The organism is Brevundimonas sp. AAP58 (assembly GCF_001295975.1).
GTDB lineage: Bacteria > Pseudomonadota > Alphaproteobacteria > Caulobacterales > Caulobacteraceae > Brevundimonas.
This window is the reverse complement of record NZ_LJHU01000058.1, coordinates 33,292-46,626: the sequence shown is the minus strand read 5'-3', so window position 1 is coordinate 46,626 and position 13,335 is coordinate 33,292. Positions and strand designations below refer to the sequence as shown.

15 protein-coding genes are annotated in these 13,335 nt (G+C 66.6%); all 15 read right to left on the bottom strand.

The annotated features are described in order from the left end of the window. Window positions 1–113: 113 nt before the first annotated feature. The gene (locus tag IP78_RS08505; RefSeq protein ID WP_156320339.1) at window positions 114–521 is read right to left on the bottom strand and encodes a hypothetical protein; all 408 of its coding nucleotides are present in this window, start codon (window positions 519–521) and stop codon (window positions 114–116) included. A gap of 83 nt (window positions 522–604) precedes the next feature. Then, window positions 605–868: a DUF1467 family protein gene (locus tag IP78_RS08500; RefSeq protein WP_029416261.1), complete on the bottom strand. Its 264-nt coding sequence runs from the start codon at window positions 866–868 to the stop codon at window positions 605–607. A gap of 1 nt (window position 869) precedes the next feature. After that, window positions 870–1,292 carry a methylmalonyl-CoA epimerase gene (mce, locus tag IP78_RS08495; protein ID WP_054111256.1) on the bottom strand — a complete coding sequence of 141 codons (423 nt, stop codon included), beginning with the start codon at window positions 1,290–1,292 and terminating at the stop codon, window positions 870–872. Between the two features lie 8 nt (window positions 1,293–1,300). Next, entirely contained in the window at window positions 1,301–2,257 is a 957-nt protein-coding gene (locus IP78_RS08490) for a hypothetical protein (RefSeq protein ID WP_054111255.1), read from the bottom strand. A 1-nt stretch (window position 2,258) separates the two neighbouring features. Then, window positions 2,259–3,935, bottom strand: coding sequence for a ribonuclease J (locus tag IP78_RS08485; RefSeq protein ID WP_054111254.1), 1,677 nt, complete (start codon window positions 3,933–3,935; stop codon window positions 2,259–2,261). After that, on the bottom strand, window positions 3,932–4,714 hold the full coding sequence (locus tag IP78_RS08480) for a type III pantothenate kinase (protein ID WP_054111253.1): 783 nt from the start codon (window positions 4,712–4,714) through the stop codon (window positions 3,932–3,934). Before IP78_RS08480 ends, IP78_RS08485 begins: the two co-directional genes overlap by 4 nt. Next, a complete protein-coding gene (locus IP78_RS08475) occupies window positions 4,711–5,457 on the bottom strand; it encodes a biotin--[acetyl-CoA-carboxylase] ligase (RefSeq protein WP_054111252.1) in 747 nt (248 codons plus the stop codon). Before IP78_RS08475 ends, IP78_RS08480 begins: the two co-directional genes overlap by 4 nt. Window positions 5,458–5,461: 4 nt before the next feature. Further along, complete coding sequence (gene nuoN, locus IP78_RS08470; protein ID WP_054111251.1) at window positions 5,462–6,910, bottom strand: NADH-quinone oxidoreductase subunit NuoN; 1,449 nt, start codon at window positions 6,908–6,910, stop codon at window positions 5,462–5,464. A 7-nt stretch (window positions 6,911–6,917) separates the two neighbouring features. Further along, window positions 6,918–8,402 (bottom strand): NADH-quinone oxidoreductase subunit M, encoded by a 1,485-nt coding sequence (locus tag IP78_RS08465; protein ID WP_054111250.1) that lies wholly within the window; start codon window positions 8,400–8,402, stop codon window positions 6,918–6,920. A gap of 1 nt (window position 8,403) precedes the next feature. Continuing rightward, on the bottom strand, window positions 8,404–10,506 hold the full coding sequence (gene nuoL / locus IP78_RS08460; RefSeq protein WP_054111249.1) for an NADH-quinone oxidoreductase subunit L: 2,103 nt from the start codon (window positions 10,504–10,506) through the stop codon (window positions 8,404–8,406). Window positions 10,507–10,510: 4 nt separating this feature from the next. Then, a complete protein-coding gene (gene nuoK / locus IP78_RS08455; protein ID WP_054111248.1) occupies window positions 10,511–10,819 on the bottom strand; it encodes an NADH-quinone oxidoreductase subunit NuoK in 309 nt (102 codons plus the stop codon). Next, complete coding sequence (locus tag IP78_RS08450) at window positions 10,819–11,445, bottom strand: NADH-quinone oxidoreductase subunit J (RefSeq protein ID WP_054111247.1); 627 nt, start codon at window positions 11,443–11,445, stop codon at window positions 10,819–10,821. Before IP78_RS08450 ends, nuoK begins: the two co-directional genes overlap by 1 nt. Window positions 11,446–11,561: 116 nt before the next feature. Then, on the bottom strand, window positions 11,562–12,053 hold the full coding sequence (nuoI, locus tag IP78_RS08445) for an NADH-quinone oxidoreductase subunit NuoI (RefSeq protein WP_054111246.1): 492 nt from the start codon (window positions 12,051–12,053) through the stop codon (window positions 11,562–11,564). Beyond that, window positions 12,050–12,268: a hypothetical protein gene (locus IP78_RS08440; RefSeq protein ID WP_156320338.1), complete on the bottom strand. Its 219-nt coding sequence runs from the start codon at window positions 12,266–12,268 to the stop codon at window positions 12,050–12,052. Before IP78_RS08440 ends, nuoI begins: the two co-directional genes overlap by 4 nt. Beyond that, window positions 12,268–13,335 carry an NADH-quinone oxidoreductase subunit NuoH gene (gene nuoH / locus IP78_RS08435; RefSeq protein WP_054111244.1) on the bottom strand — a complete coding sequence of 356 codons (1,068 nt, stop codon included), beginning with the start codon at window positions 13,333–13,335 and terminating at the stop codon, window positions 12,268–12,270. The genes IP78_RS08440 and nuoH overlap by 1 nt, the downstream gene beginning before the upstream one ends.

The following is a 13,335-nucleotide window of genomic DNA, read 5'->3' as shown; positions in this document are numbered from 1 at the left end:
GTCCTTGTTCGGGGGCCTTCCGTCTAGCCCGTGGCTTTCAATCTTGGCAACGCGAAGGCGCAACTATTGGCGGGCAACTGATGGGCCGGTACGCCGCTCCAACGCCAGCCTCCTCAGCTCATCGGCGTCCCGTCGGGGCACCGGGTCATGGGATCGCTGATCCAGTCGTCGCTTTCGGTGGCGGTGGCCGTCGCGACGTGGTCCAGCTTGCCGTCGGTCAGCTGGAACGTGTCCGTGGTCGCCACGCCTTCGTCGCTCCAGACGACCACCAATCGCCCGTCGTCCGAAGCCTGGACAGACGTCAAGGCGGCAGGCCCGGGCATGTAGAAATGGCGGATATCCCGCTCGCCAATCCCGACCGACGGGTTGTCGCAGCCTTCGCTGCTCCACACCCCGACGTAGGCGGCCGGCACGACGCCCTCGGCCAGCGGTTCCTCGCCCTTCGTCGGCTCCTGTTCGGAAGCCGGATTACAACTCGCGAGACCGATCGCGGCCGCCGCCAGAACGCCAATCACCCGCACGCTGCCCTCCCGCCTTAACGGACACCCAGGACGTCTAAGAGAACGACGCTACGCGGAACGGGCATGGAGGGGCAAGCCTCCGCCTACGGAACCGGCGGGGCCAGGTCCGGCAGCGGCATCCAGCCGATGAACACGAGGAACATCACGAACGCCCAGACGATCAGGGCGACCCAGGTCGTGGTGATGAACTTCTTCTTCAGGTTCGGCGTCTCGGGCGCGCCCCACTGGCGGCCGTCGGTCGGCGGCTCGTGGGTCTCGCTGGACGTGCCGAGCGGCAGGACGGCGAACAGCACCACCCACCAGACAACGATGTAGATCGCCAGCATGGTCACGGGACCGATGGGCATGTCAGTGCGCCTCCTTCGGAGATTCCATCAGCTCGACCAGCACTCCGCCCATGTCCTTGGGGTGCAGGAACAGGATCGGCGTCCCGTGCGCCCCGATGCGAGGCTCGCCCGTGCCCAGGATCGTCGCGCCCCTGGCCCTCAGGCCGTCGCGCGCGGCCAGGATGTCCTCGACCTCGAAGCAGAGGTGGTGCTGACCGCCCCTGGGGTTCTTGGCCAGAAAGCCGTGGATGGGGCTGTCCTCGCCCAGGGGTTCGATCAGCTCGATCTGGCTGTTGGGCAGGTCGATGAAACAGACCCGCACGCCCTGCGCCGGCAGGTCGAAGGGTTCGTGCGCCGCCGGCGCGCCCATCAGCTCGGCGTACATGCGCACGCTGTCGGCGATGGAGGGCGTGGCGACGCCGACGTGGTTCAAGCGACCGATCATGAGGGTGGCTATGGCGTTTCGCTTGCGCCGGGGCAAGCTGCGCCCATGCCCGGTGCCCGCAACGCCAGCAGGGCGGATCGTCGCGTCTCGCGCGGCAGCAACCCGGCGTCCTCAAGGATGCAACCCACCACGGTGTTGGAGTTGGGTGCCAGGAGGCCATAGGGCTGATCCAGCGCCTCCAGTCGATCCCGCGCCTCGGTCAGCCTCGTCAGCGCCCCGGCCACGACTGCTGGGTCATCGCTGACGATGGTCATTTCATGAAGCGCCTCGCCCGAGCTCGGAAAGTCATAGGCCGCGTCGTTATAGGGCGTGATCCGCGCCGACAGGCGGTTCGGACTGTCCGTATCGCCGGGGAATTTGCCTTCCTGGCTGGCGGAAAAGGTCCACGCCGGGCCGGTCTCGGGCACCACCAGGATGTAGGCGTGGCGCGGGAACAGCACATAGTGCGCCAGCCACTTGGTGACCCACACGAGCGGCGGCTTGTCCGGCCCCAAGGCATGCGCGCCGACATAGACGCCCGGCGGCAGGACGGCTGCGTCCACCCGCCCGTTCACCGCCTCCATGCGATCGACCATGATCTGATCCAGCAGGAAGGTTCCGCCCCGCGCCGCCGCCAGGAAATGCGCCTTGATCTGGGCCGCGCTCGGATCGTCGCCGAGGTCGCGGCGATGGATGGCCTCGAAGGCCGCGTCCGACGTCGGCTGGCCGTCTGGCGTCGAGTACCACAGCACGCCCAGCTCATGCGCCGTCTGCCTCAGCGGGTCCTCGCCCCGAAAGGTCGAGAGGCTGAGCGTCAGATTGGCCAGGGCGAACAGCAGAACGACGCCGACCGTGCCCTCACCCACGATCACCGCCCACTTGCGCCACCCGGTCCACGGATGACGCGCGTGGCGGATGCGCTCCAGCACCCGCCCCGTCCGCTCGCGGAGCCTGTCCCGAACCGAGCGCGCCCAGTCCGGCGTCATCCTACAGCCTCAGGATCACCGTCTCGACGATGGGCCGGCGGTCCCAGATGCGCTGGCTGGTCTTCTTCAGCGCTCGGGCGACGGCCTGTTCGATGACCGCCTCGTCTTCCAGCGCCTCGCCCTTCAGGGCCAGCACGGCCTGCTCGGCGCGCTCGGCCAGTTCATCCAGAGCCTCGCCCAGCGGCGTGACCTCGTCGCCGGGCAGGCCGATGCCGCGTACGTCGATGTCCGAGACGATCTTGCCGCGCCGGTCCATGGCGAAGCTGACGACCAGCACCCCGTTCGTCGACGCATGACGACGCTCGCGCAGGGCCTCGCCGGCCTCGGTCACCACCATGCCGCCGTCGACATAGAGCCGCCCGCTCGGCACCTCGTCGATGATCGAAGCCGGTCCCGGGGCCAGACGCACCAGATCGCCATTCCGGGGCGTCACCGTCTCCGGCGTGCCCAGTTCGCGGGCCAGGGCGGCGTGTTCCATCAGGTGGCGGCGCATGCCGTGGGTCGGCACCGAGATGCGCGGCCGGGCCCAGGCGTACATCTGGCGCATCTCGTCGCGGCACGGGTGGCCCGAGACGTGGATGCCAGGGTGATCCTTCTCGGTGTAGAGCCGCACGCCCCGGTCGGCGAGACGGTCCTGGAGGTCGGCGATGGCCAGTTCGTTGCCGGGGATGACCCGCGACGAGAAGATGCAGTGATCCCCCAGCCCCAGCTTGATGAAGGGGTGCGTGCCGTTGGCGACGCGGGACAGAGCAGCCCGATCCTCGCCCTGGCTGCCCGTGCACAGATACAGGATCTCGTCGGCGGGCCAGTGACGCGCCTCGTCTTCCGACAGGATGGCCCTGGACTCATTGAACAGGCCGACGTGCTTCGCGGCCGCCGTAATGCGATGCATCGACCGGCCCGCCAGCGCCACGCGCCGCCCGGCCTTTTCGGCCGCCCTCATGACACTGACCATGCGGGCGACGTTGGACGCGAAGCAGCCGACGGCGATGCGTCCGGTCTTCAGCGACCCGATCAGCTCGATCAGGCCCGCCTGGGCCTCCGTCTCCGACCCGGCCTCGCCCTCGACGAAGACGTTGGTCGAGTCGCAGACCATGGCCAGCAGGCCCTCGTCGCCCATCTTCTGGATGGCGGCGATGTCGGTCGGCTTGCCGATGACGGGGTTGGGATCCAGCTTCCAGTCGCCGGTGTGGAAGACGGTGCCGAGCGGCGTCGTGATCTTCAGCCCGTTCGGCTCGGCGATCGAATGGGTCATGGTGATGAATTCGACCGAGAACGGCCCCAGATCGACGTGGCCGCCCATCGGCACCTCATGGATCTTCACGTCCTGCAGGCCGCGGTCGCGCAGCTTCTCGCGGATCAGGAAGGCGGTGAACGGCGTGGCGTACATCGGTGCCTTCAGCCGGTCCCACAGCCACGGCAGGGCCCCGATGTGGTCCTCGTGCGCGTGGGTCAGGACGATGCCGCGGATGGTCTCGCCGGCCAGGAAGCTGGGGTCGGGGACGATGATGTCCACGCCGGGCGTGGTGGAATCGCCGAACGTCACCCCGACATCGACCAGCATCCACTGCCGGTCGCTCTCGGGCCCATAGCCGTAGCAGTTCAGGTTCATCCCGACCTCGCCCGAGCCGCCCAGCGGCAGGAAGACGAGTTCGTCGTTCGCTTTTGTCTTTGTCATGCGTCCTTGAGATGGGTGTTCCGCCGCCAGATTTCGAGCAGGCCGCGGATGGTCAGGTCCGGATCGAACCGGTCGATGCTGTCGGTAGCCCCTTCGAACAGGCTGGCCACGCCGCCGGTGCCCACGACCGTCATCGGTCGTCCCCACTCGGTCTTGATGCGCGCCACCATGCCCTCGATGAGGCCGATGTATCCCCAGAACACCCCCGACTGCATGTTGGACACGGTGTCCTTGCCGATCACGCGCTCGGGGCGCTGGATGGCGATGCGAGGCAGCATGGCGGCGGCCTCATGCAGCGCCTGGAGGCTCAGGTTGATCCCCGGCGCGATCGCCCCACCCTCGAACGCCCCGTTCGCCGCCACGATGTCGAAGGTCGTCGCGGTTCCTGAATCAATGACGATCAGGTCGCCCGGATAGGCCAGATGCGCCCCGATGGCGTTGACCAGCCGGTCCGCTCCCGCCTCGCTCGGTTTGGCGATGCGAACAGGAATGCCGAGCTCGACATTATCGCCGATCACCAGGGGCTCGACCGACAGATACCGCCGCGCCAGGTTCCGCAGGTTGAAGATCGACTGGGGCACGACGCTGGAGATGATGCAGCCGGTCAGGCTGTCCAGCGCGATCGATCGCATGGCCAGCAGCTGCGTCAGCCAGACCGCGTATTCGTCCGCCGTCCGACTGGCCTCGGTCGCCGTCCGCCACTGGGCGATCCAGCTCTCGCCGTCATGGACCGCGAACAGCGTATTGGTGTTGCCCTGTTCGATCGCCAGCAGCATCAGGCCGCCTCTCCAAAGAACACGTCGCCTGCCGAGATCAGCCGGAGTGAACCGTCCGGCGTCCGGAGCCGCAACGACCCATCCGTCGCGACGCCTTCGGCGACACCGCTGACCGTCTCATGCCCCAGCCGAGCCACGCACGGACCGTCCAGCCCCTTGGTCCGCGCCGTCCAGGCGTCGAGCACCGGCGGAAAGCCCAGTGTCTCCCACCGTGCCCGCCAGGCCTCGAAGGCCTCGGCCAACAAGCCAGTCGCCGCCTCGATGCTCGGCGGATAGGCCACATCGGCTCTCAGATGCTGCGCGAGACTCGTCGCCGGCCGCTCGGTCCCTTCGGGCGCGTGGGCGAGGTTCACCCCGATCCCGACCGCCAGCCAAAGGCCGCCCGCCGAATGCGCCCCGGACTCGACCAGGATGCCCGCCGCCTTCTCGCCCGCCAACAGCACGTCGTTGGGCCACTTGATGCTGACCGTCCCCGGCACCGCGAACGCCTCCAGCAGCTCGGCGACGGCCAAAGCCGCCACGAAGGTCACCTGCGCCGCCTCGGCGGGCGATTTGTGGGTGATGTGAGCGAGGGTGGCGAACAGGTTGCCCGTCTCGCTCTCCCAGCTTCGCCCCCGCCGTCCCCGCCCAGCAGTCTGACGGCGGGCGACGATCCAGGCGGACGCGACCTCTCCGCCTTCGGCCCTGCGGCGCGCCTCGGCGTTGGTGGAATCGAGTTCGTCGAAGACCTGGACAGGCGGGATCACCGCCCTACCCCGCCCCGAAGCCCGAGGCGGCGATGCGGGTCGCGGGCTCCAGCCAGGTCAGGCCGACGATGACCAGCGGGAAGGCGAAGGCCGCGCAGGCCCAGCCGATCCACTGGCTCTCGACCGGAGCCTTGTCGGTGCGGGCCAGCCCTTCCGGCGCCGCGTCGAACCACATCAGCTTGATGATCCGCAGATAGTAGAAGGCCGCCACGACCGAGGCCACCAGACCCGCCGCCGCCACCATCCAGTAGCCGGCCGAGGCCGCCGCGCCGAAGACATAGTACTTGCCCCAGAACCCCGACAGCGGCGGCATGCCCAGCACCGACAGCGACAGCACGGTGATGGCGATGGCCGTCACCGGCCGGTCGTTCTTAAGCCCCGCCAGATCGGTGATGGTCCGGATCGGGCGCCCGTTGCGGCTCAGCGACAGCAGGATGGCGAAGAAGCCCATGGTGTCGATCAAGTACAGCGTCATGAACACGATCATGGCCTGCAGCCCGGCCTCGGTGCCTGCCGCGATGCCCAGGATGGCGTAGCCGATGTTGGCGATCGACGAATAGGCCAGCAGGCGCTGGATGTCCTTCTGCGCCAGACCGCCCCAGGCCCCGACCACGAAGCTGGCCAGTGAGATCAGGATCAACACCTGGGCCCACTGAGCGTGGGCCTCCATGAAGCCTTCGGACAGGGCGCGGGCGAACAGCACCATCGCCGCCATCTTCGGCGCCGTGGTGAAGAAGGCCACGACCGGCGTCGGCGCGCCTTCGTAGACGTCGGGCGTCCACATGTGGAACGGCGCGGCCGAGACCTTGAACGCCAGGCCGCAGATCAGGAACACCAGGCCGAACACGAGACCGACGCCCGGATTGGCCGTGGCGTAGGCCGCGATCTCGTCGAACCGCATCGAGCCGGTGAAGCCATAGATCAGGCTGGCGCCATAGAGCAGCAGGCCCGACGACAGGGCACCGAGCACGAAATACTTCAGCCCGGCCTCGGACGCCTTCAGGTCGTCGCGGTGATAGGCGGCCAGCACATAGAGGGCCAGCGAGTGCAGCTCGACGCCGACATAGAGCGAAATCAGGTCGCCCGACGACACCATCATGCCCATTCCGACGGCGGCCAACACGATCAGGACGGGGTATTCGAACCGCGCGATCCGCTCGCGCTGCATCCATCCGCCGCCCAGCACCACGGCCACGGCCGAGGCGAGATAGATGGCCACCTTGCCGTAGATGGCCAGGGGATCGGCGACATAGGCGCCGTTGAACGCCGTGCCCAGCGGGCCGGTGGCGGCCACCGCCGAGGCGGCGACCAACAGTGCGACGGACAGGATCGACACCAGCCGCGCCGACTTCTCTCCGACGAAGGCACCGACCATCAACAGCACGAGGCCGCCGAGCGCCAGCACGCCTTCCGAGGCCGCGATGTTCAGGTCCTTGAGCAGGTCAGGGGTCATCAGTCTCTCACCCGCCGGTCGCGAGGTGCCAGCCGCCGACGACGGCGTCGACGGAGGCGGCGGTATAGTCGAGCACCAGCCCGGGCTGCACGCCCAGCCAGATCGTCCCGACGATCAGGGGAACGAAGATGGCGAGCTCGCGCAAGTCGATGTCCTTAATGGTGGCCAGCGCCGGATTGGTGATCTCGCCGAACATGACGTTGCGATACAGCGTCAGGGCATAGACAGCCGACAGGATCACGCCCGTGGCCGCCACGAACGCCGCCCAGGTCGAGGCCTCGTAGACCCCGGTCATGGTCAGGATCTCGCCGATGAAGCCTGATGTGCCCGGCAGGCCGACGTTGGCCATGGTGAACATCAGGAAAATCGCCGCGTACCAGGGCATGCGGCTGGTCAGGCCGCCGTAGAAGGCGATCTCGCGCGTATGCATCCGGTCATAGACCACGCCGACGCAGAGGAAGAGCGCGCCCGAGATCAGGCCGTGGCTCAGCATCTGGAAGATGGCACCCTGCATGCCCTGTTCGTTGCCGGCGAAGATGCCCATGGTCACAAAGCCCATGTGCGCCACCGACGAATAGGCGATCAGCTTCTTGATGTCGGTTTGCCGGAAGGCCACCAGCGACGTGTAGGCGATGGCGATCACCGACAGGGTGAAGACCAGCGGCCGGTACAGCACTGAGGCGTCGGGGAACATCGGCACGTTGAACAGGATGAAGCCGTAGCCGCCGAGCTTCAGCAGGATGCCCGCCAGGATCACCGAGCCCGCCGTCGGCGCCTGCACGTGGGCGTCGGGCAGCCAGGTATGGACCGGCCACATCGGCATCTTGACCGCGAACGAGGCGAAGAAGGCTAGCCACAGGATCGACTGGGCCCAGGGCCCGAAGGCGTACTCCTTCAGCTCCGGAATGCTGGTCGTGCCCGCCTCATTGGCCATCCACAGCATGGCCAGCAGCATCAGGACCGACCCCAGCAGGGTGTAGAGGAAGAACTTGTAGGCCGCGTAGATGCGGTTCGCCCCGCCCCACACCCCGATGATGATGAACATCGGAACGAGGGTGCCCTCGAAGAAGATGTAGAACAGGAACAGGTCCAGCGCCGTGAAGACGCCGATCACCAGCGTCTCCAGCACCAGAAACGCGATCATGTAGTCGACCACGCGGTCCTTGATGGTGGTCCAGCTGGCCGCGATGCAGATCGGCATCAGGAAGGCGGTCAGCAGCACGAACAGGATCGACACTCCGTCCACGCCCAGGTGGTACTCGGCCCCGGCGAACCAGGCATAGCGCTCCACGAACTGATAGGCGGCGCTGGAGGGATCGAACTGCGCCACCAGCACGCACGAGACAGCCAGCGTCACCAGGGTGGCGAGCAGCGCGGCCCATCGGGCCAGGCCATCAGCGTTCTTGGTCGCCAGGCGGCCGACCAGGATCGCCAGCGCGCCTACCAGCGGCAGGAAGGTGACGATCGACAGGATGTTGGGGATCGCGCCCATCTTATGCGCCCCAGGCGTAGATGGCGAAGGCGAGCAGGCCGGCCACGCCGAGCAGCATCACGAACGCATAGTGATAGACATAGCCGGACTGGATCTTGGCCAGCCGCGCGGCGGACTTCAGCGAGGCCCAGGCGGCGCCGTTCGGGCCGAGGCCGTCGATGATCCGCACATCGCCGACCTTCCAGAACAGGTCGCCGAGCGCCTTGGCCCCCTTCACGAACAGGAAGTCGTAGATCTCGTCGAAGTACCACTTGTTGGACAGGAAGCTGTTCAGTGGCCCGCCCCGCTCGGCCATGCGCCGGGCCAGACCCTCGCGCAGGACGTAGAAGTAGACGGCGGCAAAGGTGCCCAGCAGCGACACGACCAACGGCGCCCACAGCACCCAGGTCGGGACATAGTGGCTGTCGTGAATGACGTGGTTCTCGGGCCCGGCGAAGATCGCGCCGCGCCAGAAGTCGTGCTCGCCGTCCCCGACGAAGAACTCGTAGAAGACGAAGCCCGAGGCGATCGCGCCGACCGACAGCACGAGCAGCGGCACCAGCATGACCCACGGGCTCTCGTGCGGCTTCAGCGGGCCGTGGTGGCCGTGACCGTGATCGTCGTGGCCATGACCGTGGCCGCCGTCCGGCAGCGGCTCACTATGAGTCTCGATCTGGGCGTGCGGCTCGGCGTGGTCGTCATGGGCGTGGTCGTGCGCATGATCATCCTTCCACGCCGGCTTGTTGTGGAAGGTCATGAACACCAGCCGCCACGAATAGTAGGCCGTCAGACCCGCGGCGAAGAGGCCGATGAAGAAGACGAACATCCCGACCGGCGAATGGCCGCTGGTCGCCGAGGCGAAGGCGCTCTCTAGCACGGAGTCCTTCGAGTAGAAGCCGGCGAAGCCCCACTTCAGTTCGGGGATGCCCAGGCCCGTGATGGCGATGGTGCCGATCATCATCACCGCATAGGTGACGGGCAAGAGCTTCATCAGCCCGCCCATCTTCCGCATGTCCTGCTCGTGGTGCATGCCGTGGATCACCGAACCGGCGCCCAGGAACAGCAGGGCCTTGAAGAAGGCGTGGGTGAACAGGTGGAACATGGCCGCCTGATAGGCGCCGACGCCCGCCGCGAAGAACATGTAGCCCAGCTGCGAACAGGTCGAATAGGCGATGACCCGCTTGATGTCGTTCTGGGCCAGGCCGACGGTCGCGGCGAACAGGGCGGTGATCCCGCCGGTGATGGCGATCAGCATGGCCGCCGTCGGCGCGTATTCGTAGATGGGGCTGAGCAGACAGACCATGTAGACGCCCGCCGTCACCATGGTGGCGGCGTGGATCAGGGCCGAGACCGGTGTCGGGCCCTCCATGGCGTCGGGCAGCCAGGTGTGCAGGAAGAACTGGGCCGACTTGCCCATGGCGCCGATGAACAGCAGCACGCCCGCCAGATCGAGCGCGGACCACTCGTAGCCGAGGAACGACCAGCTGGTGCCCGCACGCTCCGCGATCAGGGGGAACAGCTCGGCGAACTCGATGGTGCCGAACATCCAGAAGACGGTGATGATGCCCAGTGCGAAGCCGAAGTCGCCGACCCGGTTGACCACGAAGGCCTTGATGGCGGCGGCGCTGGCCGTCGGCTTCTTGAACCAGAAACCGATCAGCAGATAGGAGGCCAGACCCACGCCTTCCCAGCCGAAGAACAGCTGCATGAAGTCCGCCGCAGTAACCAGCGCCAGCATGGCGAAGGTGAAGAGCGACAGATAGGCGAAGAACCTCGGACGGCTGTCGTCCTCGGCCATATAGCCCCAGCTGTAGAGGTGAACCAGCGACGACACCGTCGTCACCACGATCAGCATCACGGCCGACAGGGCGTCGATGCGGATGGCCCAGTTCGACTGGAAATCCCCAACGTTGATGAAGGGCGCGATCTGGACCGTGAAGGCCTCCAGCCCACCCCAGGTCCACTGGATGAAGACCGTCCAGGCGACGGCGCACGAAAAGAACAGCAAGCCGGTCGTGACGGCCTGCGAAGGAATGTCGCCGATGCGGCGGCCGAAGAAACCGGCCACGGCCGCGCCGAGCAGGGGGGCGAAGACGCCCAGGGTGACGAGCAGTTCGAGGTTCACGCGGTCAGCCCTTCATCACTGACGCATCATCGACCGCGATGTCGCCGCGGTTGCGGAAGAAGGTCACCAGGATAGCCAGGCCCACGGCGGCCTCGGCGGCCGCCACCGTCAGGACGAACATGGCCATGATCTGCCCCTGGACGTCGTTCAGATAGGCCGAGAAGGCCACGAAGTTGATGTTCACCGCGAGCAGGATCAGCTCGACCGACATCAGGATGATGATGACGTTCTTGCGGTTCACGAAGATGCCGAACACCCCGATGGTGAACAGCATGGCGGCGACCGCCAGATAGTGCTGGAGCCCGACCTCCATCAGCGCAGCTCCTCTGAGGTGACGCCCACGCCGGTCGTCACGCCCTTGATCTCGACCGAGGTGCGACGGTCGCGGTTGGTCTGGGCGCCCGGGTCCTGACGGCGCACCGACGGCTTCTTGCGCAGCGTCAGGACAATGGCCCCGATCATGGCGATCAGCAGCACGATACCAGCCGCCTGGAACAGGTAGACGTACTCCGTGTAGAGCACCCGCCCGATCGCCTCGACGTTGGTCATGTCGGAGCCATAGACGACCGGCGCGGTCGCATCCGCTGCCGCCCCGCCCTGGGCCACCAGGATCGAGATCATGACCATCTCGGCCAGCAGGATGCCCGCCACGATCGCCGCCAGCGGCAGGTAGGACGCGAAGCCTTCCCTCAGGCGCACGAAGTCCACGTCCAGCATCATGACGACGAACAGGAACAGCACCGCGACGGCGCCGACGTAGACGACCACCAGCAGCATCGCCAGGAACTCGGCCCCCAGCAGCACGAACAGTCCGGCCGAGGAGAAGAAGGCCAGGATCAGCCACAGGACGGAGTGCACAGGGTTGCGCGCCGTCACGACCAGAAGGCCAGCGACCACGGCGACCGCCGACATCACATAGAAGGCTATGCCTTGCAGCATGGGAGGCGCGTGCCCCTTTCCGATTCAGCGCGGCGAAAACGCCGCACCTCTTAGACAGCGACCGCTCCCAACGGAAGCGGCCAAATCACCCGTCGAAAGACGAGTTGAAGCCGACGTCACCGATACGGCGCGTCGAGCTCCAGGTTCTTGGCGATGACCCGTTCCCAGCGGTCGCCGTTATCGAGCAGCCGCTGCTTGTCGTAGAGCAGCTCCTCGCGGGTCTCGACGGTGAAGTCCATGTTCGGCCCCTCGACGATGGCGTCCACCGGGCAGGCCTCCTGGCACAGGCCGCAGTAGATGCACTTGACCATGTCGATGTCGTAGCGGGTCGTGCGGCGGCTGCCGTCAGCTCGCGGCTCGGACTCGATGGTGATGGCCTGGGCCGGGCAGATGGCCTCGCACAGCTTGCAAGCGATGCAGCGTTCCTCGCCGTTCGGATAGCGGCGCAGCGCATGCTCGCCCCGGAAGCGCGGCGACTTAGGATTGCGCTCGAACGGATAGTTCACCGTGGCCTTGGGCCGGGCCATGTATTTCAGTGACAGACCGACCGCGCCGATCAGGTCGATCAGCATGGCGCCTTTCGCGGCCTGGACGATGCGGGTCATCATGACTGGGGGTCTCCCGGACGGCGGCAGTCGCGTTCGTAGCGCTCGCTGTCCTTGTTCATCATCTGGCACAGCCGCACGCGCTCGGCCTCGCGGCGGGTGATCTCGGTCTGACGCCGCTCCCACTGATAGACCGACGTCGGATCGGGATCGTAGGCGGCCGGAAAGGTGCAGGCGGTCGTCGACAGCGCCAGCAGGCTCAGGATCAGGGCGCGCATCATCCGCCCACCACGAACACGCGCCACGCCGCCACGATGACCACGGCCACCAGCGACGTCGGCAGGAAGATCTTCCAGCCCAGCCGCATCAGCTGGTCATAGCGATAGCGGGGCACGAAGGCCTTCACGATCGAGATCATGAAGAACCAGAAGACGATCTTGGCCGCGAACACGAGGAACAGCAGCAGGTTCACCGCGAACGGCGGCCAGTCGGCGGCGAAGTCGATGGGGAAGCCCGGGTTCCAGCCGCCGAAGAAAAGCAGGCTGATCATGGCGCACATGAAGACGATGTTGGCGTACTCGCCGATCATGAACAGCAGGTACGGGGTGGAGCTGTACTCCACCTGATACCCGGCCACGAGCTCGCTCTCGGCCTCGGGCAGGTCGAACGGCGGACGGTTGGTCTCGGCCAGGGCCGAGACGAAGAACATGATCGCCATCGGGAACATCACGACCACCAGCGGCCAGCTGTCCAGCCCGCCGCCGAAGCCGAACCAGTTCCAGAACCAGCCCTCCTGCGCCGTCACGATCGACGTTAGGTTCATGGTCCCGGCCAGCAGGATGACGTTGATGATGATCAGGCCGATGGAGACCTCGTAGGACACCATCTGCGCGGCGGACCGCAGCGACCCCAGGAACGGATACTTCGAGTTCGAAGCCCAACCGCCCATGATGATGCCGTACACGCCCAGCGAGCTGATCGCGAAGATGTAGAGGATGCCGACGTTCAGGTCCGAGATGACCCATCCCGGCGCGAACGGGATCGCCGCCCAGGCGATGAAGGCCAGGACGAAGGTGATCAGGGGCGCCAGGATGAAGACCGTCTTGTCCGCTCCGGCCGGGACGACGATCTCCTTGAGAACGAACTTGAAAAAGTCGGCGAAGGACTGAAGCAGGCCGAAGGGGCCCACGACATTCGGGCCTTTGCGCATCTGCACGCTCGCCCAGATCTTGCGATCCAGCAGCAGCAGGAAGGCGAGCGACAGCAGGATCCCGACCGTGACGATCAGGATGCCCACGGTCGTCAGCAGGGCCCAGCCGCCGGGTGTGCTCCACATGGATTCCAT